The sequence below is a fragment of the Kaistia defluvii genome, from assembly GCF_026343955.1.
GTDB lineage: Bacteria > Pseudomonadota > Alphaproteobacteria > Rhizobiales > Kaistiaceae > Kaistia > Kaistia defluvii.
In genome coordinates this window covers 484,522-509,028 of the sequence record NZ_JAPKNI010000001.1, presented here as the reverse complement: position 1 = coordinate 509,028, position 24,507 = coordinate 484,522, and the positions used below count along the sequence as shown (strand labels likewise).

The 24,507-nt window shown below is 66.5% G+C and carries 25 protein-coding genes; 7 read left to right on the top strand and 18 right to left on the bottom strand.

What is annotated here, in order from left to right:
• Positions 1-211: 211 nt before the first annotated feature.
• The 5 genes from OSH10_RS02345 to OSH10_RS02325 all read right to left on the bottom strand — a co-directional run bounded on the left by OSH10_RS02345 (position 212) and on the right by OSH10_RS02325 (position 4,781).
• Positions 212-757 carry an RBBP9/YdeN family alpha/beta hydrolase gene (locus tag OSH10_RS02345; protein WP_266329895.1) on the bottom strand — a complete coding sequence of 182 codons (546 nt, stop codon included), beginning with the start codon at positions 755-757 and terminating at the stop codon, positions 212-214.
• 237 nt (positions 758-994) lie between these two features.
• A complete protein-coding gene (locus OSH10_RS02340; protein ID WP_266329893.1) occupies positions 995-2,197 on the bottom strand; it encodes a lytic murein transglycosylase in 1,203 nt (400 codons plus the stop codon).
• Between the two features lie 142 nt (positions 2,198-2,339).
• A complete protein-coding gene (locus OSH10_RS02335) occupies positions 2,340-2,687 on the bottom strand; it encodes an MmcQ/YjbR family DNA-binding protein (protein ID WP_266329892.1) in 348 nt (115 codons plus the stop codon).
• Positions 2,688-2,760: 73 nt separating this feature from the next.
• Complete coding sequence (locus OSH10_RS02330) at positions 2,761-4,347, bottom strand: peptide chain release factor 3 (protein ID WP_266329889.1); 1,587 nt, start codon at positions 4,345-4,347, stop codon at positions 2,761-2,763.
• 74 nt (positions 4,348-4,421) lie between these two features.
• Positions 4,422-4,781, bottom strand: a complete 360-nt coding sequence (locus OSH10_RS02325) for a DUF423 domain-containing protein (RefSeq protein WP_266329887.1) — start codon at positions 4,779-4,781, stop codon at positions 4,422-4,424.
• Between the two features lie 276 nt (positions 4,782-5,057).
• Here OSH10_RS02325 and OSH10_RS02320 point away from each other — a divergent pair, with 276 nt between their 5' ends.
• The gene (locus OSH10_RS02320) at positions 5,058-5,900 is read left to right on the top strand and encodes an NAD-dependent epimerase/dehydratase family protein (RefSeq protein WP_266329885.1); all 843 of its coding nucleotides are present in this window, start codon (positions 5,058-5,060) and stop codon (positions 5,898-5,900) included.
• A 4-nt stretch (positions 5,901-5,904) separates the two neighbouring features.
• Here OSH10_RS02320 and OSH10_RS02315 read toward each other — a convergent pair whose 3' ends face one another.
• From OSH10_RS02315 to OSH10_RS02280, 8 genes are all read right to left on the bottom strand, one after another.
• Positions 5,905-6,465 (bottom strand): methylated-DNA--[protein]-cysteine S-methyltransferase, encoded by a 561-nt coding sequence (locus OSH10_RS02315; RefSeq protein ID WP_266329883.1) that lies wholly within the window; start codon positions 6,463-6,465, stop codon positions 5,905-5,907.
• 42 nt (positions 6,466-6,507) lie between these two features.
• Positions 6,508-7,308, bottom strand: a complete 801-nt coding sequence (locus tag OSH10_RS02310; RefSeq protein WP_266329882.1) for a potassium channel family protein — start codon at positions 7,306-7,308, stop codon at positions 6,508-6,510.
• An 87-nt stretch (positions 7,309-7,395) separates the two neighbouring features.
• The gene (locus OSH10_RS02305; protein WP_266329881.1) at positions 7,396-8,091 is read right to left on the bottom strand and encodes a GntR family transcriptional regulator; all 696 of its coding nucleotides are present in this window, start codon (positions 8,089-8,091) and stop codon (positions 7,396-7,398) included.
• A 391-nt stretch (positions 8,092-8,482) separates the two neighbouring features.
• The gene (locus tag OSH10_RS02300; protein ID WP_266330370.1) at positions 8,483-9,481 is read right to left on the bottom strand and encodes a LacI family DNA-binding transcriptional regulator; all 999 of its coding nucleotides are present in this window, start codon (positions 9,479-9,481) and stop codon (positions 8,483-8,485) included.
• 295 nt (positions 9,482-9,776) lie between these two features.
• Positions 9,777-10,886, bottom strand: coding sequence for an ABC transporter substrate-binding protein (locus tag OSH10_RS02295; protein ID WP_266329880.1), 1,110 nt, complete (start codon positions 10,884-10,886; stop codon positions 9,777-9,779).
• Positions 10,887-10,915: 29 nt separating this feature from the next.
• Entirely contained in the window at positions 10,916-11,959 is a 1,044-nt protein-coding gene (locus OSH10_RS02290) for an ABC transporter permease (protein ID WP_266330368.1), read from the bottom strand.
• Positions 11,960-12,041: 82 nt separating this feature from the next.
• Positions 12,042-13,547 carry a sugar ABC transporter ATP-binding protein gene (locus OSH10_RS02285; protein WP_266329878.1) on the bottom strand — a complete coding sequence of 502 codons (1,506 nt, stop codon included), beginning with the start codon at positions 13,545-13,547 and terminating at the stop codon, positions 12,042-12,044.
• 135 nt (positions 13,548-13,682) lie between these two features.
• Entirely contained in the window at positions 13,683-14,444 is a 762-nt protein-coding gene (locus tag OSH10_RS02280) for an SDR family oxidoreductase (RefSeq protein WP_266329877.1), read from the bottom strand.
• Between the two features lie 169 nt (positions 14,445-14,613).
• Between OSH10_RS02280 and OSH10_RS02275 the strand changes: the two genes are divergently transcribed.
• On the top strand, positions 14,614-15,642 hold the full coding sequence (locus tag OSH10_RS02275; protein WP_266329875.1) for an L-idonate 5-dehydrogenase: 1,029 nt from the start codon (positions 14,614-14,616) through the stop codon (positions 15,640-15,642).
• An 89-nt stretch (positions 15,643-15,731) separates the two neighbouring features.
• Here the strand turns inward: OSH10_RS02275 and OSH10_RS02270 are convergent, their stop codons facing one another.
• A complete protein-coding gene (locus tag OSH10_RS02270) occupies positions 15,732-16,133 on the bottom strand; it encodes a hypothetical protein (protein WP_266329873.1) in 402 nt (133 codons plus the stop codon).
• Positions 16,134-16,432: 299 nt separating this feature from the next.
• On the opposite strand from OSH10_RS02270, the gene OSH10_RS02265 reads away from it, so the two are divergent.
• The 3 genes from OSH10_RS02265 (at position 16,433) to OSH10_RS02255 (ending at position 18,709) form a co-directional block, all read left to right on the top strand.
• Positions 16,433-16,960, top strand: coding sequence for an HPP family protein (locus OSH10_RS02265; protein WP_266329872.1), 528 nt, complete (start codon positions 16,433-16,435; stop codon positions 16,958-16,960).
• Positions 16,961-17,024: 64 nt separating this feature from the next.
• Complete coding sequence (locus OSH10_RS02260; RefSeq protein ID WP_266329870.1) at positions 17,025-17,951, top strand: ABC transporter ATP-binding protein; 927 nt, start codon at positions 17,025-17,027, stop codon at positions 17,949-17,951.
• On the top strand, positions 17,948-18,709 hold the full coding sequence (locus OSH10_RS02255; protein ID WP_266329868.1) for an ABC transporter permease: 762 nt from the start codon (positions 17,948-17,950) through the stop codon (positions 18,707-18,709). The genes OSH10_RS02260 and OSH10_RS02255 overlap by 4 nt, the downstream gene beginning before the upstream one ends.
• Positions 18,710-18,754: 45 nt before the next feature.
• Here the strand turns inward: OSH10_RS02255 and OSH10_RS02250 are convergent, their stop codons facing one another.
• Positions 18,755-19,153, bottom strand: a complete 399-nt coding sequence (locus OSH10_RS02250; RefSeq protein ID WP_266329866.1) for a hypothetical protein — start codon at positions 19,151-19,153, stop codon at positions 18,755-18,757.
• Positions 19,154-19,190: 37 nt separating this feature from the next.
• Positions 19,191-19,574, bottom strand: coding sequence for a YciI family protein (locus OSH10_RS02245; protein ID WP_266329864.1), 384 nt, complete (start codon positions 19,572-19,574; stop codon positions 19,191-19,193).
• Between the two features lie 214 nt (positions 19,575-19,788).
• On the opposite strand from OSH10_RS02245, the gene OSH10_RS02240 reads away from it, so the two are divergent.
• Positions 19,789-21,426: a Na+/H+ antiporter gene (locus OSH10_RS02240; RefSeq protein ID WP_266329862.1), complete on the top strand. Its 1,638-nt coding sequence runs from the start codon at positions 19,789-19,791 to the stop codon at positions 21,424-21,426.
• A gap of 194 nt (positions 21,427-21,620) precedes the next feature.
• On the opposite strand, the gene OSH10_RS02235 is transcribed toward OSH10_RS02240, so the two are convergent.
• Complete coding sequence (locus OSH10_RS02235) at positions 21,621-22,388, bottom strand: glucose 1-dehydrogenase (RefSeq protein ID WP_266329860.1); 768 nt, start codon at positions 22,386-22,388, stop codon at positions 21,621-21,623.
• 232 nt (positions 22,389-22,620) lie between these two features.
• Here OSH10_RS02235 and mgrA point away from each other — a divergent pair, with 232 nt between their 5' ends.
• Complete coding sequence (gene mgrA / locus OSH10_RS02230; protein WP_266329858.1) at positions 22,621-23,628, top strand: L-glyceraldehyde 3-phosphate reductase; 1,008 nt, start codon at positions 22,621-22,623, stop codon at positions 23,626-23,628.
• Positions 23,629-23,715: 87 nt separating this feature from the next.
• Here mgrA and OSH10_RS02225 read toward each other — a convergent pair whose 3' ends face one another.
• Positions 23,716-24,432 carry a FadR/GntR family transcriptional regulator gene (locus OSH10_RS02225; protein ID WP_266329856.1) on the bottom strand — a complete coding sequence of 239 codons (717 nt, stop codon included), beginning with the start codon at positions 24,430-24,432 and terminating at the stop codon, positions 23,716-23,718.
• Positions 24,433-24,507 lie beyond the last annotated feature (75 nt).

Here is a 24,507-nt window from a genome sequence, read left to right as displayed (position 1 = left end):
ACTGTCGATTCCCTTCGCCCGTCCTCGCAAGGCAGTCTAGGAGGCGATGGCTTAATCGTCCTTGAATATCTGGTTCCCCATGGCGCGATGATCGCGCCTTGGGATTGCAGCCGCCCCGATGCGAGGTTAGCGCGCTTGGCGGCCGAGGCCAACAGGGCCGGCCGGGCGCGGCGCACTTCCCCCTTTCGAGGCCGCGCAGCGACCGGACCGATCAGGCGGCGGCGCGGATCGGCTGCCGGCCGAGCTGCGAGGCGAGGCGGAAGCCTGCCGGCCAGTGGCCGTGGCCGCTCTCGGTATTGACGTGGCCGGCATGGCCGAGATCGACCAGTTCCGAGCCCCAGCGGGCGGCGAACAGCCTGCCGCGCTCGACCGAGATGTACGGGTCGTTGCGGCTGAGCGCGAGCGTGGTGGGGAAGGGCAGGCGCGCCAGCGGAACCGGCGCGAAGCCGGCCAGCGGGTGATCGGCGGCAAGCGACACGGTATCGGCCGGCGCCACCAGCAGGGCGCCGGCGATCGGCGCGCGCGGATGGCGGCGGGCATAATGCGCGACCAGGACCGCGCCGAGGCTGTGTGCGATCAGGACGGGCTGCCGGGTGCGGCGGATGGCGGCATCCAGGCGAGCGAGCCAAGCTTCGAGGTTGGGCGCATGCCAGTCATCCTGCTCGACGATCCGCGCGTCGGCATCGACATCGAGCCAGCGGCGCTGCCAGTGGCCGTGGCCGGAACCTTGCCAGCCGGGAATGATCAAACGGGACATGGCGCAATCTCTGCCCAGGAATTGGATGGCTCCAAGAATAGGGCAGGGAGGCTCCCGGTCGAAGGAATGAGGGTCCAAGCTTTTCCGGCATGCCGGATTATCTTCCCCCGGATTGCGAATTGCTTGGAAGGGCAACCGCTGCGCACCTGCCGGGCTCGCCGCGAAGCGGGCGATTCCCGCTTGAGGCGTGCGCGATCCGGAAAAAGAGGCCGGGCGCTGCCGCCCGGCCTTTCGTCCTCAGCTGCCGGCGCGCAGGCGCTGCAGCAGCGCGGCGTCGGGATAGGAGTCGGCCGGCATGCCGAGATCGATCTGCATCGCCTTTACCGCCGCGCGCGTGCCGGCGCCGATCATGCCGTCGACCTTCCCGACATCATGGCCGCGCTTGGCGAGAAGCTTCTGCAGCTCGATGACTTCCTTGTAGGGAAGCTGCTTGGCGTTGTCGCCGCGTCCGACCTGCGGCGCGCCGGCAAGCCGGGTCGCGTAGTAAGCGGCCGTCGTCGCGTAGATGAAGGACTGGTTCCATTCGAGATAGACGCGATAGTTCTGGTAGGCGAGGAAGGCGGGACCATTGCGGCCCATCGGCAGCAGCAGTGATGCCTTGTAATCGGTGGTCGGAAGCTTCGAGCCGGGAGCCGCGCTGACGCCCATCTTCTGCCAGGTCGATACAGGATGCTGGATCTGAAGATCGGCCTGCGACCAGTCGAGATCGGCGGGGACGCGGACTTCGGTCAGCCAGGGCTGATCGCGCTGCCAGCCTTCATGCACTAGCAAATTGGCGGCGGAGGCGAGCACGTCCGGGACGCTCTTGATCAGGTCGCGGCGGCCGTCGCCATCATAGTCGACGGCGAAATCGCGATAATGCGTCGCCAGGAACTGCACCTGGCCGAGTTCGCCGGCCCAGGGCCCCTTCATCTCGGATGCCGTCAGGTCGCCACGGTCGATGACGGTGAGCGCGGCCATTAGCTGGTCGTGGAAAAGCTGCGGCCGGCGGCAGTCATAGGCGAGCGTCGCCAGCGAACGCAGCGTCGGCATGTCGCCGAGATTGGCGCCGAAATCCGTCTCGAGGCCCCAGAAGCCGACGAGCACGGCGGCCGGAACGCCGTAATCCTTCTGGATCCGGTCGAACAGCTTGGCGTTCGACTTGATCAGCTGCGCGCCCTTCTGCAGACGGTACTTGGCGACCATGCGGTCGGAGAATTCCAGGAAGCTCTGCGAGAAGACGTTCTGCGCACGGTCCTTGGCGACGACATCCGGCGCATAGGCGATCCCGTCCAGCGCCGAGATCGTCCTGGCCGAGATGCCGTTCTGGGCGGCTTCCTGGCGCACGCCGTCGAGCCAGGCGGGAAACCCGGAGGCGTCCTTGCAGGAGGCGGCGAAGGCCGGGGCGGCGGAAATGGCGAAGGCGAGGAACGTCGCGAGCTGCAAGCCAGCTTTTCGCATGGGGGATAACCTCCGAGGGGAATGGCCGGGGGGTGATGAGGGGCCGGGATGCGGCCCAATCGTTTGAGCGGTCTTTGACCATTGCAATCCGTCGATTCCATGACGAAAGCAACGGCGTCTGCAATCCTTGATGGGTCTGGCTTCAGCCGGCGGCGGGGTCGAAAGCTTTCAGGAGCCGCTTCGGCGCGGTCTGACGCCATGACTTTTCCACCAGCGGCGCCAGCCTCTCGGCGTCGATCGCCGGCAGACGCACCAGCACGTAGGCGTAGCCGCGGAAATGGTCGTTGGTGAAGAAGATCTCGGGCTCGACCGCGATCAGAAGGTCGCGATCGCCGAAATCCATCTTGAGCGCGAAGGTGCTGCCGTCCTCCTGCATCCGGCCGAAGAAGGTCCTGCCGAGATGGAAGGAGAGCGTGCCATGGGTCACGCCCTCGCGCACCTGCGGCAGCGCCAGGAAGATCTGCCTCAACCCATCCGTATCGACCGGCATCGTGTCGCCCCGCCAGGAAGAATCCTCCCAGGGCAATTTGCGCCGGTTGCGTCCGGGTTGCCAGCCTGGCGGCTCAGGCGGCTTCTTCGCGCTGGTAGTCCTTGATCTCGCTGGCGGTGATGCCGGGCGTGCGGTCGAGCTCGTAGCGCAGCTCGAAGGCCGAGGGAGCCATGAACACCGGGGCGCCGTCGAGATCGGACGCCATGGACGAGCGGTGGCGATCGATGAAGGTTTCGAGCGCGACCTTGTCGGGCGAGGTCACCCAGCGGCAGACCGTGAAGCGCGAATGCTCGAAATCGATCGGCAGGCTGTATTCGACCTGCATGCGTTCCTTCAGCACGTCGAGCTGGAGCGCACCGACCACGCCGATGATCGCCGGCGAGCCATCATGCGGCACGAAGACCTGCACGACGCCTTCCTCGGCCATCTGCTGCAGCGCTTCCTTCAGCTTCTTCGCCTTCATCGGATCCTGCAGCCGGATGCGGCGCATGATTTCCGGCGCGAAGCTCGGCACGCCGCGGAAGACGAGGTTCTCGCCCTCGGTCAGCGTGTCGCCGATGCGCAGCGTGCCATGGTTCGGGATGCCGACCACGTCGCCGGCAAAGGCCTCGTCGGCGAGCAGGCGGTCCTGCGCGAAGAAGAATTGCGGGCTCGACAGCGGGATCGGCTTTCCGGTGCGCACCAGCTTGGCCTTCATGCCGCGCTGCAGCCTGCCGGAGCAGACGCGCAGGAAGGCGATGCGGTCGCGATGGTTCGGATCCATGTTCGCCTGGATCTTGAACACGAAGCCCGACATTTTCGGCTCGGTCGGCTCGACCGTGCGGCCCTCCGCTTCCTGCGGACGCGGCGACGGCGCGAAGGCGGCGAGCGCGTCGATCAGGTCGTGGACGCCGAAATTGCGCAGCGCCGAACCGAAATAGACCGGGGTCAGGTGGCCCTGACGGAAGCTGTCGGCGTCAAAGCCGTTGCCCGCGCCCTCGATCAGCTCCATTTCCTCGCGGAACAGGGCGACGGCCTCCGGCGTGGTCAGACCGTCGATCTTCGGATCGTTCGGGCCCGAGACCGGGATCACGGCATTGTCGGTATCGATGCGGCGGATCGTGCGGGCGACGATGTCGTAGGTGCCGGCGAATTCGCGGCCACGGCCGATCGGCCAGGTCATCGGCACGGTGTCGAGCGCCAGCACCTTCTCGATTTCGTCGAGCAAATCGAAGGGATCGCGCGTCTCGCGGTCGAGCTTGTTGACAAAGGTGACGATCGGGATATCGCGCAGGCGGCAGACCTCGAACAGTTTTCGCGTGCGGTCTTCGATGCCCTTGGCGGCGTCGATCACCATGACGGCGGAATCGACGGCGGTCAGCGTGCGATAGGTATCTTCCGAGAAGTCTTCATGGCCCGGCGTGTCGAGCAGGTTGAAGATCTTGCCGCCATACTCGAACGTCATCACCGAGGTGACGACGGAGATGCCGCGCTCGCGCTCGATGCCCATCCAGTCGGAACGGGTCTGGCGGCGGTCGCGCTTGCCCTTCACTTCGCCGGCAAGCTGGATCGCGCCGCCCATCAGGAGCAGCTTTTCGGTCAGCGTCGTCTTGCCCGCATCGGGGTGCGAGATGATGGCGAAGGTCCGGCGGCGATCGACGGGTCCGGTCAGGGCGTCCATGAAACAGTCTTCTAACGGTTTTTGAGGTGGCGCATCGATAGACGAGACCGGCCGGAAAGGCCAGCCCGAAGCGTCTAGCGCTTGCGCATCAGCAGAGATGCCACCGCAATACCGAGCCAGCCGAGCATCATCGTCGTGCCGCCGATCGGCGCCACGAAGGAGAGAGCCGCGCTGCCGGAGAGGGCGTGGAAGGCCAGCGCGCCGGAAAAGCCGATCAGGCCGAGCGCGATCGCCCAGGCGGAAATCGACATCAGCAGCGCCGTCGCCGGCACGAAGAAGCCGAGCGCCAGCAGGGCCGGCGCCTGCGCCATCGCCATGTTGCCGGCGGTCGCCAGCCTCTCGCCGCCCGGCAGATGCGCGCCGGCCGCCGCCAGCGCGACGCCAATCATGCCGGCGAGACCGGCGACAACCAGAAGCGCCCTTTGTCCGTTCATGTGCCTGTTCTCCCAAAGACCTTGGCGAAGGCTGCCGTCAACGCCCCGCATTCCTCCCGACCGAATAGAACCGATTGCGCCGGCGCGCGTCGTGGCAAAACCGCCCAACCCGTTTCAGGCGTGGACGCAGGGCGCAACCGGGAGAGATTCCGCTGGGGCATTGTCACATCGCAATCCGATGCTATGTTAGCGCTGTCATCGCGGCTCCGCCGCCTCGTGTCACAGGCCGGTCGGGCGCTGCCGCCGGCATCCAGTCCATAGCTTCGGGAGAGAAACATGATCATCGTTACGGGTGGAAGCGGTCTTGCGGGTCGCGCGGTGGTGAAGGATCTCGTCGAGCATGGCTACGAAGTCGCCTCGATCGACATGGCCCTGCCGCCGCCGGGCCAGGGCGTGCCGTTCAGCAAGGTCGACCTGACCGATTTCGGCCAGGCGCTGGCCGCCTTCTCCGGGATCGACGATCGCTTCAAGAAGGCGACCGGCATCGTCCATCTGGCCGCGATTCCCGCGCCGGGCCTGGCGCCGAACCACGTCATTTTCGAGACTAACATGATCTCGACCTACAACGTGTTCGAGGCGGCGCGGGTGCTCGGCATCAAGAATGTCGTCTGGGCTTCGAGCGAGACCGTGCTGGGCCTGCCCTTCGAGACGCCGCCGCCCTACGTGCCGGTCGACGAGGCCTATCGCGGCCGGCCGGAGACGGCCTATTCGCTGTCCAAGTTCCTCGGCGAGGAGATGGCGAAGGAATTCTGCCGCTGGGATCCGGAAATGAAGATCTTTGGCCTGCGCTTCTCCAACGTCATGCCGCCGGAGCGCTATGCGGAATTCCCGGCCTTCGACGCCGACATCAACGCCCGCAAGTGGAACCTCTGGGCCTATATCGACGTGCGCGACGCCGCGCAGTCGTGCCGGCTGGCGCTGGAATCGCCGCTCAGGGGCGCCGATGTCTTCGTCATCGCCAACGATGACGGCGTCATGAGCCGGACGAACGATTCCCTGCTCGACGAAGCGTTTCCGGGTATCGAGCGCAAGCGCCCCATCGGCCCGAACGAGACGCTGCTCTCGATCGACCGGGCGAAGAAGGTGCTCGGCTACAAGCCGCAATACGGCTGGCGCTGAGCCGTCAGGCTCCATCCGGACGGCTGCCGAACAGCGGCAACTCGTCCAGCTTGGCGCGGCTTTCGATGGCGAGGACCCGGCGCTTGGTGGCGATGCCGCCGGTGCCGGAGAAGCCGCCCATCTTGCCCCCGGCCGCCAGCACGCGGTGGCAGGGGATGAGGATCGGATAGGGGTTCTCGCCCAGCGCGCGGCCGACGGCGCGCGCCGCGCCCGGTTCTCCGATCGCCGCCGCGACTTCGCCATAGGTGAGCGTCTCGCCGGGCGGGATGGCGCGGGTCACGTCATAGACGCGCTGGTTGAAGGGTGGGATGTGGTCGGGGTCGAGCGGGACGGCCGTCAGGTCGTCGTCCGCGCCTTCCAGCAGCGCGACGATCGCCGCGATGGCCGCCTGGACGAAGGCCGGCGGATCTTCGGAACGGGCTTCGGGAAAGCGGCGCGCCAGGGCCAGGCGCGTCTGCTCGGCATCGGCGCCGGGAAACTCGACGCCGGTGATGCCGCGCGCGCTCCAGCTGATGCCGCAGCGGCCGATCGGCGTTTCGAACAGGACCAGGCCTTGGGTTTTCATTCCGGCATTCTAGCACAAACCGGGAACAAGACCAGCCGGACGCTAGCCATCACCATCGTCGGGAATGGCCAGAATCTCGCCGCAGGCCTTGCAATGGACCGCGTCGGGATCATGCCGTTGCAGGGCGCAGCGGGGGCAGGGATGAAACACCTTGTTGGGCCGGACGATGGATTGCGCCAGGCGCACGAACAGCGAGATGCCGCAGATCATCGTCACGATCGATGTCAGCTTGCCCCAGGGGCCGGGCAGCGTGATGTCGCCGAAGCCGGTCGTGGTGACCGTCGCGACCGTGAAGTAGAGGGCGTCGATATAGCCGGCGAAGCCGGGGCTGAAGCGGAAGAAGAAGGTGTAGATGAATCCGGTGGCGACGAACAGGAACGTCACCAGGTTGAGGACCGCCTGCACCGGCTGCTGCCAGCGGGCCAACTGGCGTTTCGACAGCGGCCGCCACAGAAAGCCGCTGCGCGACAGCGACCAGAGCCGCAGGATGCGCAGGAAGCCCAGATTGGCGAGATAGGCCGGAAACAGCAGCGTGATCAGGATGAAGATGTCGACGATCACCGTCGGCTTCCGCAACCAGTGTTTCAGATCGGTCTCGGCCAGTCCCCGGCAGGTCAGGTCGATCGCCAGCACGATGGCGATGGCATAGTCGTACCAGAGGAAAGCCGAGGCATCGCGGATCATCGGGGTGGCGATGAAGAAGGCGATGATCAGCAGGTCGATGGTGACAACGCAGGCCTGGAACAGGCGGGCGGGCCGGGCGCGGCTGTGATAGAGAAAGTGGAGATGCCGTCTCAGCCTGGCGAAGCCCGCATTCGTCGTGCTCTTCGTATCCGAATTCATCAGGCCTCGTTCAACTGGCGGGAAAGGCGGCTGTCGTCGGCCACCCGCCGCTCGATGGCGTGGCCAGACGTGCCGACAACGCCAAGCCTATAGATGGGAAAGAGCCGGGTCCAACGGCTTCCGCTTCTCGATCCCGTCCGAATAGATGTCGCGGACCCGGCTGATATGGGAGCGGATCGTGGCCGTCGCACTCTCGATGTTTCGGTCGGCCACGGCCTGGACTATCGCCGCGTGCTCGTTCCTCGACACGTCGAAGAGTTGCTCGTTCGGCGACGAGAAATTGGCGCGCAGCGCCTGGATGCGCGGGTCGATCGTGCCATAGACCTCGGCGAGCAGGGTGTTTCCGCTGGCGACGAAGAAGGCCTTGTGAAAATCCTGGTCGAGCTTGTGATAGGTCTCGTGCCGATAGCCGTCGCGCATCTCCTCCATCTCGGCGAAGGTGGCCGACAGTGCCTCCAGCAAGCGTGCCTGTCCCCGCTCCATCGACAGCGTCAGGGCGTAGCTCTCCAGTTCGATGCGCAGTTCGCAGAGTTCGCGAACCTTGTCGAGGGTCGGGTAGGGGACGAAACATCCCCGCTGCGGCTGGATTTCGACGAGGCCGAGCGATTGCAGCTGGAAGAAGGCCTCGCGGATCGGTGTCTTGCTGGTGCCGAAGGTCTCGGCGACCGCCTTCTCGCTCAGCATCGTGCCATAGGCGATCTCACCGTGCACGATGCTGTGCAGCAGGCGGTCGAAGGCCATCGCGGTCAATGATTTCGGCCGATCGAGAGGCTGTGCGGTCATGACGGCTGCTCCCATGCTGGCGTTGCGAGGCCAGGCCCCGTGGCTTGGTTTCGGCCTGGAACGATAATTCGACCCTTGAAGAACGGCATGGCACAGGCGCGCGGTTGCCGGAAGCCTCCGCTTTGCGAACCTTCGGCATCCACTCTGTTTATTCCGGGCCACGGGTCCGGAGCACCTAGCCAAAATGACGAGATTCCTGACCGGATGGTGCTCTTGAACCCGAAAGACATGGGGGCAACCGGGATCGGGCGGCGCGCAGGTCTCCAGCGTCGCGCCGCTTGCCGAGCGGATGTCGTTATAAATATCTCAGATGGACGCCGGGCGACGTGGCTTCCGGGGGGCGATCTGCGTGTGCCGCGCCTCGACGCGCGGGATCGGAGCTATGGCCCGGTCACGTGCTTTCGCGCTGGACCACCCGGAACGGCATCGTGTGCGTTTCCGGGGGAAGCAGCCGGCCCTCGCGCCGCGCCTCGATGGCGCGCAGCAGCAGGCCGCCGGCCGTGCGGCCGATCTCGAAGGCATCGACGGAAACCGTCGTCAGGCGCGGATGGGCACAGCGCGACACCTCGAAATCGCCGAAGCCGGCGATGGCGATCCGGTCCGGCACCGCCCAGCCGCGCCGGTGGCATTCCATCAGCGCGCCGAAGGCGGAAAGATCGGAGACGCAGATGGCGGCGTCGACCTCCGGCCATTGCTTGACCAGCTGAACGATCGCCTCGCCGCCCTGTTCCATCGAGATCGGCGGACTTCCGAAAGAGATGATGCGGGCTGGGCCGAGTTGCAGTTCGGCGATCGCCTGGGTGTAGCCGACGCGGCGATCGGCGCCGCGGGTGTCGCGATTGCTGGTGCCGCCGATGAAGCCGATGTTGCGGTAGCCGCGTACGTAGAGGTCGTGAACGAGCGCGCGGATGGCGGCGGCGTTGGAAAAGCCGACGACATGCTCGACCGGCGCCTGCGGCAGGTCCCAGGTCTCGATGACGGGAATGCCGACCGATTCCAGCAGCCGCCGCGAGCGCGCGCTGTGCGAGCCACCAGTGAGGATGATGCCTTCCGGCCGGCGCGTCAGCATGGATTCGAGCAGCGTTTCCTCCTTCTCGACGAGATAGTCGGTGCGGCCGAGCAGGAGCTGCAATCCGCTGCCTTCGATCGCTTCGCTGACCCCGCGCACCGTGTCGGAGAAGTTGGAATTGTTGATCGACGGGATCAGCGTGGCGACGAAACCGGAGCGCTTGGACGAGAGCGTGCCGGCGGTCTGATCGAGCACGTAGCCGAGTTCGTCGACGGCGGCCATGATCCGGCGGCGGGTTTCGTCCGAGATCGGGCCGCCCTTCTTCAGCGCGCGCGATACCGTCATCGTCGAGACGCCGGCGCGCTCGGCGACGTCGGCCATGGTGGGCTGGCTCTTCGGCGTTCGGCCGGGGGGATCGGTCGCCATTGTCTCTGTCCAGGGGGCGCGGCGCGGGCGATGCCGCGCCGGGGGAAAAAGGCTGAAACGTCCGGGTACGGGCGATGCCGCCTCGGCGAAGCGTCGTCGTTAGCCCAGGCACGCCCGGAGCGCCAGAGCGCGGCGCACGACCTCGACCGGGGCGAGCGCCGGCGCGGCGCCGGTCTCTCTCCGGGGCGGTGGGCCTGACATGGGGGTAACCGGCGGCGGCGCGAGGCCGCCGCCGGTCAGGACATGGCGCTTACTGGACGCCCCAGATCTTCTTGTATTCGGCGCGATAGCCGTTGTCGGGGTCGAAGACGTTCTTCGGGCCGCCGTCAAAGGCAACGTTGTCCGGCGTCACGAGATGGACGCCCGGCACGTAGCCCGACCACTTTTCGCCGGCAAAGGCGCGGTTCAGCTCGTCGATCAACTGCCAGCCCTGCATCGTCAGGGGCTCGGGCACGGTCGCGGCCTGATGGTCCTTGGCGCGGATGCGCTGGTAGGCCGATTCCGAGCCGTCGCCGGCCGAGATGTTCTGCGGGTCTCCGTCGCCGGCAATGCCGGCGGCCTGAAGGGCCGGGGGCATGAAGTCGTAATAGAGGTCGTTGATCGCCAGCGAATGGGTCCACTTCGCGCCATTCTGCTGCAGCAGCGTCGTGGTCAGCTGCGGAATGCGCGTGGAGACGTCGGCGAGCGGCGTGTCCTGGAAGGAGACGACCGAGCAGCCGGCGCATTTCTTGATCCATTCCTCCATGGCGCGGCCCTTGGCGATCGCGATGGCATAGGTCGAATCGGCGAAGACGACCACGCCGGCCTTGCCGTCGGAATCGGCGATCGCCTTCATCGCCGCGACCTTGGCGACCTCCATCGCGTCGGTGGTGACATTGGCGAAGATCGGCGTGCCTTCGAGCGGACCGGGGACGGGGCCGGAATGCCAGCCGACCATGAGGATGCCTTCCTTGGCGGCGCCCTCCAGTCCGGCCTTCTGCTCGACGGCATCGCTGCCGCCGACGATGATGGCGTCCGGCTTCAGCGCGATCGCCTGCGAGAGCGCCGTGGCCTGGCCCGAAACCGTGCCCTGGCCGTCGATCTCGCGATAGTCCCAGCCGATCGCTTCGGCCGCTTCCTTGGCGCCCTGGGAAACGCCCAGGATGCCGCCATTGCGCATGTCGCCCGCGACATAGACGACGGTTTTCTTGCCGACGGCCTTGGGACCGGTGGTGGGGCCATCCCACTTGTCGGCGCGGCCGACGGCCTTGGCGACGACGGCCTTCGCCTCGTCGACAAAGGCGTCGGCGTGGGCGACCATGGGTATGGCCATCAGGGCGACGGCGCTGGCCGCGGCAAGCAACAGGTTGCGTGACTTCATGAACTTCCCTCCGAGTTGCGACGGGGTTCTTAAGCGCCCGTCTTTTTGAATGGCTTGTTGTTGGTGCCGCGGCGGCGCTGGGCATAGCCGGCGATGCCGATGGCGATCAGCAGGGTGACGCCGTTGAACATCGGCTCGACCCAGAACGACCCGCCGAACTGCTGGATGCCGGCGATGCCGACCGCCAGGATGGCGACGCCGGCCAGCGTGCCCCAGACATTGACGCGACCCGGCTTGATCGTGGTCGAGCCGAGAAAGGCGCCGACCAGAGCCGGCAGCAGATATTCGAGGCCGACGCTGGCCTGGCCGATGCGCAGTTTCGATGCGAGCAGCACGCCGGCGACCGCCGTCAGCGCGCCCGAGGCGACGAAGGCGCCCATCGTGTAGCGCTGGACGGGAATGCCGTTGAGCGCTGCGGCCTTCGGATTGGCGCCGATGGCATAGAGATAGCGGCCGATCGGCAGGTGCTCGAGGATCAGCCAGAGCACGATGGCGAGGCCGATCACGTAGAACCCGGTGATCGGCAGACCGAACACCATGGTGCCGTTCAGCGACAGGAAGCCCTGCGGCAGCTGCGCCACCACCTGGCGGCCTCCGGTGTGCCAGAGCGCGACCGCGTAGAGCACGGTGCCGGTGCCGAGCGTCGCGATGAAGCTGTCGATGCGGGCGACTTCGACCAGCAGCCCGTTCAGCAGGCCGACGCAGGCGCCGAGCAGGATGACGATCAGCACGGCGAAGGGCCAGGGAATGCCGGCCATGGTCTGTAGGCTGATCGCCAGGATATGCCAGAGCACGATGCCGTAGCCGACGGTCAGGTCGATCTTCCCGGCGGCCATCGGGATCATGGCGGCGAGCGAGAGCAGGGCGATGATCGCCTTGTCCGAGATGATCGACCGCACATTCAGCATGGTCGGGAAGGTCTGCGGCAGGATCAGCGAGAAGATCACGATCAGCAGCACCAGCAGGATCGGCAGGCCATAGACCGGGATGCGGCGGCGCAGGCGCTCGCCGAAGGAGGCGTTCTTCAATTCGCTGCGGGTCGGTTCCAGCGCATCGGAGCGGACGGAGTTCATGGACATGGGCGCGGTTCCTGGAGCGTTTTCGAGCGAAGTCGGATCCGGTTCGCGGGAAGAAAACGCGACTAAACGAAGGGTTCTAGGCTGCTTCCGACGCGGAGGCCGCGGTGATCACCGATTGCGTGGTCAGGGCAGGGCCGGTCAGCTCGGCGATGATCCTGCCCCGGTTGAAGACGAGCGCCCGATGGCAGATATGGGCGATTTCCTCGAAATCGGTCGAGACGACGACGACGGCGAGGCCCTTTTCCAGCGCCTGCGCGATCAGCCGGTAGATCTCGGCCTTGGCCCCGACATCGACGCCGGCGGTCGGATCCTCGGCGATCAGCAGGCGGCGGTTGGTGGCGAGCCAGCGCCCGACCACGACCTTCTGCTGGTTGCCGCCGGAAAGCCCCTCGATCGGCAAATCGGGATCGTTGGGGCGAAGGCCGACAGAGGCGCCGAGTTCGACGGCCTGGCGCGCTTCGGCGCGGGGCGACAGATAGGAGAGCAGGCCGCGACCGATGGCGGCCGGGTTGAGGAAGGCGTTTTCGCGGACGGAAAGCGAGAAGGCGACCGATTCCTCGGTGCGGTCGCGTGCCACCAGCCCGATGCCGGACTGGAGCGCGGCGCGCGGCGAGGAGAGGTCCGGCGCCTGGCCGTCGATCTCGATCGTGCCGCGATGCGGCGCGGCGCCGAAAAGGGCGCGGCCGATTTCCTCCTGCCCGGCGCCGCGCAGGCCGACCAGGCCGAGCAGTTCGCCCTGGCGGATATCGAAGGAGACCGGCCCGGCGGAGGGCGTCTCCAGGTCGCGGATGGCGACGCGCACCTTGCCGGATCCGAGTTCACCCTTCTTGAACAGCTCCAGCGTCGTCGAGCCGACGATCAGGCTGACCAACTCGTCCGGGGTCGTCTCGGAAACCGGCTTTTCGCCGACCTTGAGGCCGTCGCGCATCACGACGACGCGGTCGGCGATGCGGAAGATCTCGTCGAGGCGGTGCGAGACGTAGATCATGCCGACGCCGCGGGCGCGCAGCCGGCGGATCGCCTCGAACAGGCGCTCGACCTCGTCGGCCGGGAGGCTGGCGGTGGGTTCGTCGAGAACGAGGAAGTCGCAATCGACCACCAGAGCCCGGGCGATCGCGACCAGCGATTTCTCCGTGCGGCTCAGCGCGTGGACCCGGGTCGTCGGGTCGAGATCGCAGCCGACCAGTTCCAGCGCCGTCGCGGCGCGCTGCTCGGTCGATTTCCAGTCGATCAGGCCGCGCTTGCCGCCGCGCCCGGCGAAGCCCTGGGCAAGGCCCATGTTCTCGGCCACGGTCATCCATTCGACGAGGCCGAGATCCTGATGGATGAAGGCGACCTTCTGGCGTTCGCCGCGCGCCTGGGCGCGATGCCGGTAGGGTTCGCCGCCGATCGTGACATGGCCGCTATCGGCGCGGAAGATGCCGCCGAGGATCTTGATCAAGGTCGATTTGCCGGCGCCGTTTTCGCCCAGCAGCGCCACGACTTCACCGCGCGCCACCTCGAAACTGACGCCCTTCAGCGCTCGCGTGCCGCCAAAGGATTTGGCGACGTCGTCGAAGCGGAGGACCCCTCCGTCGATCATGGTGTTCCCTCCTGGATGCGGCGCGGTCACCGCTTATTCGCATCGTCCGGCTCTTTGTCCGGTTGCTCTTGTTATCGATAACAATGTTGGACCTGTCAAGCGCGGCCGGCGAGCCGGCCGCGCGCCTAAAGGTGGCTAGAGGCTGGCGGTGATGCCGCCATCGACATAGAGGATGTGGCCGTTGACGAAGCTGGAGGCGTCGGAGGCGAGGAAAATCGCGGCGCCGGCCAGTTCCTGCACGTCGCCCCAGCGCCCGGCCGGCGTCCGGTTGGCGAGCCAGCCGGAGAACGCCTCGTCGGCGACCAGGGCGGCGTTCAGCTCGGTCTTGAAATAGCCGGGGCCGATGCCGTTGACCTGGATGCCGTAGCGGGCCCAGTCGGTCGCCATGCCCTTGGTCAGCATCTTCACGGCGCCCTTGGTCGCGGTGTAGGGGGCGATGCCCGGCCGTGCCATTTCGCTCTGCACCGAGCCGATATTGATGATCTTGCCGCGTCCGCGCGGGATCATGCGGCGACCGACCGCCTGGCCGACCAGATAGACGCTGTCGATGTTGGTGGCGACGATCTTGCGCCACGCCTCGAGCGGGAAGTCCTGCAGGGGCGTGCGGTGCTGCATGCCGGCATTGTTGACGAGGATGTCGATCGGGCCGATCTCGGTCTCGATGGCCTCGATGCCGGCGGTCACCGCGTCGGGATCGGTGACGTCGAAGGCCGCCGTGCGGACGTCATAGCCCTTGGCGGCGAGTTCGGCGCGCGCCTGTTCCAGCCGCGTCTCGTCCCGGGCGTTGAGGACGATGCGGGCGCCGGCCGAGGCGAGCGCCTCCGCCACCGCATAGCCGATGCCCTTGCTGGCGCCCGTGACGAGGGCCAGTCGCCCGCTGAGATCGAACAGGTTCACGCGATCACTCCCCAGAGCCGTTTTTGATTGGTCGTGGAACCAGCGTGATATCGATAACAAGGGACTGTCAAGCGGGCGTGGCGCGGGTGAGGTGGCGGGACCCGCCCTCGCTTGCACTGCGGTGAGATCCTGATATCGATAACAAAAAGCCTGTCGAGGGAGAGAACCAATGCGCGCCGTCGTCATTCATGCCGCCCATGATCTCAGGATCGAAGAGCGGGAAGTCGGGGCGATGGGGCCGGGCGAAGTCACCGTTCGCATCGAGGCGGGCGGCATCTGCGGCTCGGATCTGCACTATTACCAGCATGGCGGCTTCGGCACGGTGAAGCTGCGCGAGCCGATGATCCTGGGGCATGAGGTGGCCGGCACCGTCGCCGCCGTCGCGCCGGACGTCACCCGCGTCAAGCCGGGCGACCGCGTCGCCGTCAACCCGTCGCGCCCCTGCCGCGCCTGCCGCTATTGCTATGAGGGCCTGCCGAACCAGTGCCTGAACATGCGCTTCTATGGCAGCGCCATGCCGATGCCGCACATCCAGGGCGCGTTCCGGCAGGAACTAGTCTGCATGGCGACCCAGTGCGAGAAGGGCGACAAGGCCTCGGTCGCCGAACTGGCGATGGCCGAGCCTTTCGCCGTCACGCTGCATGCCCTGTCGCGCGCGCCATCCCTGCTGGGCAAGCGCGTGCTCATCACCGGTTGCGGCCCGATCGGCGCGCTCACCGTCGCCGCCGCCCGATTCCATGGCGCGGCCGAGATCATCGTCACCGATGTCGTCGACGAGCCGCTCGCCTATGCCCGCGAACTGGGCGCCGACCGCACCATCAACATGGCGCGCGAGCCGGAGGCGCTGGCCGCGCTCGCCGTCGACAAGGGCAGCATCGGCGTGATGTTCGAATGTTCCGGCAACGAGCGGGCGCTGCGCTCCGGCCTCGACGTGGTCCGGCCGCGCGGCACCATCGTCCAGGTCGGTCTCGGCGGCGAACTGTCCCTGCCGCAGAACGTCGTCGTCGCGAAGGAGATCTCGCTGACGGGCTCGTTCCGCTTCCATGACGAATTCCCGCTGGCGGTCCAACTGATCGACGCGCGCAAGGTCGACCTGCGGCCGCTGCTCACCGGCAGTTTCGGCATCGAGGATGCCCGCGAGGCGTTCGAAACGGCCGGCGACCGCAAGCGCGCCATGAAGGTCCAGCTGGCGTTCTAGGGGAGGCGGGGCGGCGCGCGCCGGGCCTCCTCGGCATGTTGAGGCTGGTGTGACGCTGGGCCGAGCCACGAAGGCTCAGCCGGATCCGGTTACCGGCGCCGGGGGCGGGACGGTTCCGGTTCATCCCAATCCTCGTCCCAGTCATCGTCGAGATCCGCGTCGGGATCGTCTTCGTCGTTATCCAGCTCTTCCTCCTCGTCGTCATCCTCTTCCTCGGGCGGTGCCGGGCGGGGACGACGGGAGAGGTAGCGCAGGATGCCGCCATTGATGGCGAGCGCCAGGGCGAGCAGCAGGAAGTTGACGATCGGGCTGGAGCTGTCGATCCACCAGGTCAGCAACACGCTCCAGGGCAGTCCGAGCACCAGCCCCAGCACGGCGGCCAGCGGGTTTTCGGCCACCATTCCGAACGCGCTCAGCGGCACGAGCAGCAGCGCGAAGATGGCCCATGCCACATAGATCAGAAACAGGATGCGGATCAGGCGCCAGCGCATGGTTGGTTCGGTGCAGTTGGATCGCGGCATCGCCCACCGACGCGGCCGAACGGAACATCCCCTCCGTCAAGCCCGATCATAGGGGGGCCTGCTTTCCAGATTCTTTCGCCGCGTCCGTGCCCCGCAGGGCTGTGGAAAGGTGGCCCCGCAGCAGCGAGCCCGCGTGTGCAGGCCGGACAGCCAGCGTTTTCCGCCAGGGAGGGGTTTTCTAGACCCAGATTGCTCGTTTTTTCGTCGAGGCTCGCCTAAAAGGGCAAGCCCATTCTCCGGGCGCCCGATTTTTCCAGCACAGCAGCCCCATGACCCGTCGCCTTCGTCCCTTCGTCACCCGCCATGAAGTGCGCTCCGGCACGACGCTGACGCATCTGAAATCCGGTCTTGGCGGGGCCATCGGCATTGGCGCGGTCGGAGCGGCGGCGGCGCTGACACAGGAGCCCTTCCTGATCGCGCCGTTCGGCGCGTCGGCCGTGCTGCTGTTCGGCCAGCCGGCGAGCCCGCTTGCCCAGCCCGCCAATGTGATCGGCGGCTATCTCGTCGCCACGGCGGTGACGCTGCTGGCGCTCGCCTTCTTTCCCGGCGCCTGGGTCGCGGCGGCGGCCGGGGTCGGCGTCGCCATCGCGCTGATGTCGATGCTGCGCATCACCCATCCGCCCGCAGGCGCCATTCCCATCCTCGCCGCCACCTCGACCATCCAGGGCGGCACGCTGCTCGGCGTCGTGCTGGGCGGCAGCATCGGCCTCGTCGGCGTCGCCTCGCTGCACCACTGGCTGCCGCCGCGGCACGAATACCCCAAGCGCCCGCCGGTCAAGGATGTCGCCGCGCCCTGAAATTTGAGGGCGCTGTTGCATAAATCTCGCCGAAACGCCGTTGGCCTCGGCTATTATCGGCGTCATGCAAAACATCATTTCCGTCGCGAATCTCTCGAAAGTCTACGCGTCAGGCTTCGAGGCGCTGAAAGACGTGTCGCTCGATATCCAGAGGGGCGAAATCTTCGCGCTGCTCGGCCCGAACGGCGCCGGCAAGACGACGCTGATCAGCATCATCTGCGGCCTCGTCAATCCCTCGACCGGCACCGTGCTGGCCGATGGCGATAACGTCGTCACCGAATACCGCGCCGCCCGCTCCCGCATCGGCCTGGTGCCGCAGGAACTGACGACCGATGCGTTCGAGACTGTTCTGGCGACCGTCACCTTCAGTCGCGGCCTGTTCGGCAAGCCGCCGAACCCGGCCCATATCGAGAAGATCCTGCGCGAGCTGTCGCTGTGGGACAAAAGGGATTCCCGGCTCCGCACGCTGTCCGGCGGCATGAAGCGCCGCGTGATGATCGCCAAGGCGCTGTCGCACGAACCGGAGATCCTGTTCCTCGACGAGCCGACGGCCGGCGTCGATGTCGAGCTCCGGCGCGACATGTGGGAAGTGGTGCGGCAGCTGCGCGAAAGCGGCGTCACCATCATCCTGACGACCCACTATATCGAGGAAGCCGAGGAGATGGCCGACCGGATCGGCGTCATCCATCGGGGGCGGATCATCCTGATTGAGGAAAAGGCCGAGCTGATGCGCAAGCTCGGCAAGAAGCAGCTGACGCTGCAATTGCAGGAGCCGCTGCACGCCATTCCGGATGGCCTCGGCGCCTATGGCCTGGCGCTCGGCGATGGCGGCAACGAGCTGATCTACAGCTATGACGCCGATGCCGAGCAGAAGGGCATCGCCGACGTGCTCGGTGCGCTCGGCAAGGCCGGTATCCATTTCAAGGATCTGCAGACGAGCCAGCGCTCGCTGGAAGAGATCTTCGTCAGCCTGGTGAGTGAGCGGTCATGAATCTTCACGCAATGCGCGCGATCTATCTCTTCGAGATGGCGCGGGCCGGCCGCACCGTGCTGCAGAGCATCATCGCGCCGGTGATCTCCACCTCGCTCTATTTCGTCGTCTTCGGCGCGGCGATCGGTTCGCGCATGCAGGCGATCGACGGCGTCAGCTTCGGCTCGTTCATCGTGCCCGGGCTGATCATGCTGTCGCTTCTGACGCAGAGCATCTCCAACGCGTCCTTCGGCATCTATTTTCCGAAATTCACCGGCACCATCTACGAAGTGCTGTCGGCGCCGGTGGCGCCGTTCGAGATCGTCGTCGGCTATGTCGGCGCGGCGGCAACCAAGTCGATCATCCTCGCCCTGATCATCCTGGCGACGGCCGGCCTGTTCGTGCCGATCGAGGTCCAGCATCCGTTCTGGATGCTGCTGTTCCTGGTGCTCACCGCCGTCACCTTCAGCCTGTTCGGCTTCATCATCGGCATCTGGGCCGATGGCTTCGAGAAGCTGCAGCTGGTGCCGCTGCTGATCGTCACGCCGCTGACCTTCCTGGGTGGCAGCTTCTATTCGATCACCATGCTGCCGCCGGTCTGGCAGAAGGTCGCGCTGCTCAATCCGGTCGTCTATCTGGTCAGCGGCTTCCGCTGGAGCTTCTTCGGCACCGCCGACGTCCATGTCGGCATCAGCGTCATCATGACCCTGGTTTTCCTGGCGATCTGCCTCGGCATCATCACCTGGATCTTCAAGACTGGATACCGGCTGAAGAACTGATCGAAGCCGGAGCGAAGCCGCGCGGTCAGCGCGCGGCTTCGCTGTTCAGGTGTGGCGATTTTGGGTGATGGCCGCCTCGATGCCGGGCGCGGCATCGTTGCGATACCAGTCGATCATCTGGCGAATGGCGGCATCGGCCGGCTTTGCCTTGGCACCGCCAATCAGTTCGGCACTCGCTTCCGCCATGGCGACAAGGATGCGCGCCGTTTCCGGCACATAGGGCCGGTCGGCGTGCGCGTCATGACGATCGCGGATGATCTGGTAACGGATGTTTTCCGGGAACGTCCAGGCGCTGACGAGGAAGTCGTGCATGCTGACCGCCTGGCCGCGCACGTCGAGCGTCGCGTCGCGATCGGCCGGGGCGAAACCCGTCGCCTCGATCCGCTCGCAGGCGTCGACGGCGGCGTTCAGCATGTCCCGGACGAGGTTCCAGTCGGTTTTCATGGCATGCGTTCCGTGCGTTTCGCGCGATGATGCGGGATCAGGCCGTCTCGACCGCGTCGGGAAGGCCGCCGCCCGGCATGAACAGCGAGATCGGGCGCAGTTCGTAGGCGCCGCCGGGATTGGCCAGCGTCAGGTCGCGCGCGACTTCAAGCGCCGCGTCTCGGTCGGCCACGTCGATGACGTAGAAGCCGAGCAACTGTTCCTTGGTCTCGGCATAGGGCCCGTCGATCACCCGGTCCTGGTTTTTCAGCAGCGTCGTCGCCGCCTTGCTCGGGTGCAGCCTTGCCGTCGGGCCGAGCTGTCCGTTGCGGGCGAGCTTTTCATGCACGACGTGCAGCTTGGCCATCACCGCATCGTCTTCCTCCTGGGTCCAGGCGGTGACGACGGCTTCGGAATGGTAGCAAAGGATGGCGTAGAGCATCGGATGGTTCCCTTCTCCTCGCGGGAGCCCGAATATGCCCCAAGAGGCCGACGGGATCGTCAAAAAAAGTCGGACTTGCCGCGCCCATGATTCTTCGGGGGCGCGGCGAGGTTTCTGCGCCGCCAGCCGCGAAAAAGTCGAACTGCCACTGTCCCTTGGCATCCGTCGTCGCGTATATCGCGCCGTCTCTCCCGAAGCCAGGACCCGCGGGCCAGTGGAAACCATCACGATCGTTCTCGTGCTCCTGCTCGCCGTTGTGGTGAGCGAGTTTCTCTCACGCATGCTGCGATTGCCGATCCCGCGCCCGCTGGTCCAGATCGCGCTCGGCGGGGCGATCGGGCTGATCGGCGACTTCCAGGTCACACTCAATCCCGACATCTTCTTCCTATTGTTCCTGCCGCCGCTGCTGTTCCTGGATGGCTGGCGCATCCCGAAGGAGGAGCTGGTCCGCGACAGCAAGACCATCCTGGCGCTCGCCTTCGGTCTCGTCGTCTTCACCGTGCTCGGCGTCGGGCTCTTCATCCATGCCATGATTCCGGCCATGCCGCTCGCCGTCGCCTTTGCCCTGGCGGCCGTGCTGTCGCCGACCGATCCGATCGCGGTCTCGGCCATCGCCGCGCGCGTCCCGATCCCGAAGCGCATGATGAACATCCTGGAGGGCGAGTCGCTGCTCAACGACGCGTCGGGTCTGGTCTGCCTGCGCTTCGCCGTCGCCGCTGCGCTGACGGGGACCTTCTCGCTCTATGAGGCGACGGCGGATTTCGTGTGGGTCGCGGTCGGCGGCCTCGGCGTCGGCTTCGTGGTCACCTCGATCATCAACGCGGCCAAGAACTGGATGGCGCGCCACTATGGCGAGGACACCGGCTCGCAGATCCTGATCAGCCTGCTAATCCCGTTCGCCGCCTATCTGCTGGCCGAGCATCTGGAATGCTCGGGCATCCTCGCGGCGGTGTCCGCCGGCGTGACCATGAGCTTCAGCGAGGCCTCGGGCCAGGCGATGGCGACCACGCGGGTGCGCCGCAGCACCGTTTGGGACATGATCCAGTTCGCGGCCAACGGCATCATCTTCGTGCTGCTTGGCGAACAATTGCCGGCAATCCTGCGCAGCGCCGTCGAAACGGTCCGCCTGACCGGCCATCACGATCCCGGCTGGCTGCTGGTCTATGTGCTCGCGATCAACCTCGCGCTGGCAGTGCTCCGCTTCGCCTGGGCCTGGGTATCGCTCGGCTTCAGCCTGTTCCGGGCGCGGCGGCGCGGGATCGTCATCGAGCGGCCAAGCTGGCGCTTCGTCGTGGCGATGTCGCTGGCCGGCGTGCGCGGCGCGATCACGCTTGCCGGCGTGCTGACCTTGCCGCTCGCGCTGAACGACGGCTCGCCCTTTCCGGCGCGGGACCTCGCCATCTTCCTGGCGATGGGCGTGATCATCCTGTCGCTGGTCGCCGCCAGCATCGGCCTGCCACTGCTGCTGCATGGCCTGCATCTGGAGACCAATACCGGCCAGCGGGCGGAGGAAGACCGGGCGCGAATGGCGGCCGCCGAAGCCGCCATCGCCGAGGTCGAGCGGGTCCAGCACGAACTGGCCGAGGGCAAGCCGGACGCCGACCTCTATGTCGCCGCCGCGGCGCGCATCATGGATCTCTACCGCGCCCGCATCGAGGCGCAGTCGCGCGCCGGCGAGGATGCGGCGCTGGCCCGCCAGATCGAGGCGATCGAGGCGAGGCTGCGCGTCGCCGGGCTGAAGGCCGAGCGCATAACGATCTTCCGGCTGCTGCGCACCCGGAAGATCGGCAGCGAGACCGCGCGCAAGCTGGTGCGCGAACTCGACCTGATGGAGGCGCGCTACGAGGGGTGAAGGGGTCTTTCGTTTGGCGAGTTGCCCCCGCGCCAGCCAATCCACCCGGCGTCATCCCGGGCGGCGACCCGGGATCCATTCAGCCGTGCTTCCGGGAGGTTTCTCCGGACAATCTTGGGCTGGATGGACCCTCGCCTTCGCGAGGATGACGGCGAGGGAGGGCTTGCTCGCCGGCTCCGTGCGGCCCTCCGTCCCTACACCACTGCCGTCACGCCGCCGTCGACATAGAGGATGTGGCCGTTGACGTAGCTCGACGCGTCCGAGGCGAGGAAGATGGCGGCGCCGGCCAGTTCCGGCGTGTCGCCCCAGCGGCCCATCGGCGCGCGCTGCGCCAGCCAGGCATGAAAGCTCTCGCTTTCGACCAGCGCCTTGTTCAGCTCCGTCTTGAACCAGCCGGGACCGATGCCGTTGACGTTGATGCCGTGCTTGGCCCATTCGGCGCACATGCTTTTGGTCATCATCTTGATCGCGCCCTTCGAGGTCGAATAGGGCGTGATCGTCGCGCGGCCGAGTTCGCTCGTCACCGAGCAGATGTTGATGATCTTGCCGCGCTTGCGCGGGATCATCTTGCGCGCCACGGCCTGGCCGACGAGGAAGGCGGCGTCGACATTGGTCGCCAGCACCTCGCGCCACTGCTCGAGCGTGAAATCCTCGAGCGGCAGGCGCTTCTGCGTCCCGGCATTGTTGACGACGATGTCGATCGGCCCGATGTCGCGCTCGATGGCGTCGACCGCCCGGGCGACGGCCTCGGCATCGCAGACGTCGAACACCGAGGCGCTGGCGTTGAGGCCGGCATCGCGCAGTTGGGCGGCGGCCGGTTCCAGCGTCTTGGCATCGCGGCCATTGAGCACGACGGTGGCGCCGGCCTCCGCGAGACCCCGGGCGATGGCAAAGCCGATGCCCCGGCTCGATCCGGTGATGAGCGCGACCCGCCCCGTCAGGTCGAAGAGTTTCGTCGTCATGCAGTCCTCCCGATCGGCGGATGGGTCCGCCTGTAGTCTCCGGTCCGGTTGATCGCATCGCTCGCCGGATCGCGCAACGCAGGCCGCTCCGGGCGATGCAGTGCCCGATGCTTGACGAAGATGCGGCAAGCGCCCAGAATTGTCACTTCGTTTGACGATTTTCGGTGCATGGCTCGTTCGCCTTGCCGGCTTGATCCGGCAGGCCCCGCTTCGCATCCCTGAGGATTCTTCCATGGTCTATGAAGCTGCCGCCAATCGCTATGGCGCGATGAAGTACAACCGCGTGGGCCGGAGCGGGCTGAAGCTGCCGGAGATCTCGCTCGGCCTCTGGCACAATTTCGGCCATGACGGCAAGGTCGAGACGATGCGGGCGATGTGCCACCGCGCCTTCGACCTCGGCATCACCCATTTCGATCTCGCCAACAATTACGGCCCGCCGCCCGGCTCGGCCGAGGAATTCTTCGGCACCATGGTGACCGGCGACTTCAGACCCTATCGCGACGAACTGATCATCTCGTCCAAGGCCGGCTATCTGATGTGGCCGGGTCCCTATGGCGAATGGGGCAGCCGCAAATATCTGATCGCCAGCCTGGAGCAGAGCCTGAAGCGGATGAAGCTCGACTATGTCGACATCTTCTATTCGCACCGCTTCGATCCGGAAACGCCGCTGGAAGAGACGATCGGCGCGCTCGATGCGATCGTCCGCCAGGGCAAGGCGCTCTATATCGGCATCTCCAGCTATTCGTCGGCCCAGACGGCCGAGGCTGCGGCGATCGCACGCCGGCTCGGCACGCCGATCGTCATCCACCAGCCGCGCTATTCCATGCTCGACCGCTGGACCGAGAAGGACCGGCTGCTCGACACGCTGGAGACGGAGGGCATGGGCTGCATCATGTTCTCGCCGCTCGAACAGGGCGTGCTCTCGGACCGCTACCTGAACGGCATTCCCGCCGACAGTCGGGTCCGTCATTCTCAGTCGCTGCGCGAAAGCGCGCTATCGGCGCAGAACCTGGAGCGCGTGAAGGGCCTGAACGACATCGCCAGGGCGCGCGGCCAGACGCTGGCGCAGATGGCGCTTTCCTGGGTGATGCGCGATGGCCGCATGACGTCCGCGCTGATCGGCGCCAGCAAGGTCTCGCAGATCGAGGATGCGGTGGCGAGCCGCAACAAGCCGACCTTCACCGCCGACGAACTCGCCGCGATCGACAGGCTGGCCATTGACGGCATGCTGAAGGGCTGATCGCCTCGCCGCCATCCTGACCGCTTGCCGGCGGGATGGCGCTCGTCGCGCGTCCGGGATGGATTGTAAGGAAAAGTTACAAGTAAATCAGCGGTCCCGACGCGAGTCGGTCAACCGCCGGCGCGCCTCGACGAGATGGAACTTGGTGTAGAGCGCGGCCTGGTCGGCCTGCTGGCTGGCGATGGCGTCGAAGATGTTGCGGTGCTCCTCGACGATGGTGCGGCGCCGCTGCTCGGAGCCGAGGCGGGTCATGTTGAGGGCGCTGCGCATCCAGTCCTCGATCCGGCATTTCAGGCTTTCGAGCACGGCCGGGAAAACCTCGTTGCCGGTCGCGTTGGCGATGGCGAGGTGGAAGGCGAAGTCCTCTTCCAGCCCGGCTTCGCCGGAAAGCAGCGCCTGCTCGAAGGCACCCAGCCGGGCTTCGATCTCGGCGAGTTCGGCGTCCGACCGGCGTTCGGCGGCGAGGCGGGCGCATTCGGTCTCGATGGCGATGCGAACCTCGGTGACGCGCAGCACGCTGGCGACCTGTTCCGGCGGGGTCGAGGCCAGCAGTCCGCCCGGCGGCTTGTGCGAGACGAAGGTGCCGGCGCCCTGGCGCGCGATGACCAACCCGTCCGCCTGCAGCCGCTGCAGTGCCTCGCGCACCACCGGCCGCGACACTTCGAAGGCCTTGCAGATATCGTTTTCCGACGGCAGCCGGTCGCCGGCTGCGAAGGTGCCGGAGACGATCTGTTCCAGGATCTGGCCGTAAAGGATATCGGCGAGCTTTTCGCGCCGCGCCGGCTTCAGTTGCAGATCGACCATCCGCCTCTCGCTTTCCTGTCGCTCCGACTCATGTCGCGAAGGGTACCCCGGCGCAACGTTTTTCCGAATGGCCGG

What these genes read in the sequence shown, in the direction of transcription:
- OSH10_RS02245 (WP_266329864.1), bottom strand. Translation starts at nt 19,574, where the DNA reads ATGCTCTACGCCATCCTTTGCTACCATTCCGAAGCCGTCGTCACCGCC.
- OSH10_RS02250 (WP_266329866.1), bottom strand. Translation starts at nt 19,153, where the DNA reads ATGAAAACCGACTGGAACCTCGTCCGGGACATGCTGAACGCCGCCGTC.
- mgrA (WP_266329858.1), top strand. Translation starts at nt 22,621, where the DNA reads ATGGTCTATGAAGCTGCCGCCAATCGCTATGGCGCGATGAAGTACAAC.
- OSH10_RS02340 (WP_266329893.1), bottom strand. Translation starts at nt 2,197, where the DNA reads ATGCGAAAAGCTGGCTTGCAGCTCGCGACGTTCCTCGCCTTCGCCATT.
- OSH10_RS02260 (WP_266329870.1), top strand. Translation starts at nt 17,025, where the DNA reads ATGCAAAACATCATTTCCGTCGCGAATCTCTCGAAAGTCTACGCGTCA.
- OSH10_RS02255 (WP_266329868.1), top strand. Translation starts at nt 17,948, where the DNA reads ATGAATCTTCACGCAATGCGCGCGATCTATCTCTTCGAGATGGCGCGG.
- OSH10_RS02265 (WP_266329872.1), top strand. Translation starts at nt 16,433, where the DNA reads ATGACCCGTCGCCTTCGTCCCTTCGTCACCCGCCATGAAGTGCGCTCC.
- OSH10_RS02320 (WP_266329885.1), top strand. Translation starts at nt 5,058, where the DNA reads ATGATCATCGTTACGGGTGGAAGCGGTCTTGCGGGTCGCGCGGTGGTG.
- OSH10_RS02345 (WP_266329895.1), bottom strand. Translation starts at nt 757, where the DNA reads ATGTCCCGTTTGATCATTCCCGGCTGGCAAGGTTCCGGCCACGGCCAC.
- OSH10_RS02235 (WP_266329860.1), bottom strand. Translation starts at nt 22,388, where the DNA reads ATGACGACGAAACTCTTCGACCTGACGGGGCGGGTCGCGCTCATCACC.
- OSH10_RS02270 (WP_266329873.1), bottom strand. Translation starts at nt 16,133, where the DNA reads ATGCGCTGGCGCCTGATCCGCATCCTGTTTCTGATCTATGTGGCATGG.
- OSH10_RS02305 (WP_266329881.1), bottom strand. Translation starts at nt 8,091, where the DNA reads ATGACCGCACAGCCTCTCGATCGGCCGAAATCATTGACCGCGATGGCC.
- OSH10_RS02315 (WP_266329883.1), bottom strand. Translation starts at nt 6,465, where the DNA reads ATGAAAACCCAAGGCCTGGTCCTGTTCGAAACGCCGATCGGCCGCTGC.
- OSH10_RS02295 (WP_266329880.1), bottom strand. Translation starts at nt 10,886, where the DNA reads ATGAAGTCACGCAACCTGTTGCTTGCCGCGGCCAGCGCCGTCGCCCTG.
- OSH10_RS02285 (WP_266329878.1), bottom strand. Translation starts at nt 13,547, where the DNA reads ATGATCGACGGAGGGGTCCTCCGCTTCGACGACGTCGCCAAATCCTTT.
- OSH10_RS02330 (WP_266329889.1), bottom strand. Translation starts at nt 4,347, where the DNA reads ATGGACGCCCTGACCGGACCCGTCGATCGCCGCCGGACCTTCGCCATC.
- OSH10_RS02275 (WP_266329875.1), top strand. Translation starts at nt 14,614, where the DNA reads ATGCGCGCCGTCGTCATTCATGCCGCCCATGATCTCAGGATCGAAGAG.
- OSH10_RS02310 (WP_266329882.1), bottom strand. Translation starts at nt 7,308, where the DNA reads ATGAATTCGGATACGAAGAGCACGACGAATGCGGGCTTCGCCAGGCTG.
- OSH10_RS02335 (WP_266329892.1), bottom strand. Translation starts at nt 2,687, where the DNA reads ATGCCGGTCGATACGGATGGGTTGAGGCAGATCTTCCTGGCGCTGCCG.
- OSH10_RS02225 (WP_266329856.1), bottom strand. Translation starts at nt 24,432, where the DNA reads ATGGTCGATCTGCAACTGAAGCCGGCGCGGCGCGAAAAGCTCGCCGAT.
- OSH10_RS02290 (WP_266330368.1), bottom strand. Translation starts at nt 11,959, where the DNA reads ATGAACTCCGTCCGCTCCGATGCGCTGGAACCGACCCGCAGCGAATTG.
- OSH10_RS02325 (WP_266329887.1), bottom strand. Translation starts at nt 4,781, where the DNA reads ATGAACGGACAAAGGGCGCTTCTGGTTGTCGCCGGTCTCGCCGGCATG.
- OSH10_RS02300 (WP_266330370.1), bottom strand. Translation starts at nt 9,481, where the DNA reads ATGGCCGACGTCGCCGAGCGCGCCGGCGTCTCGACGATGACGGTATCG.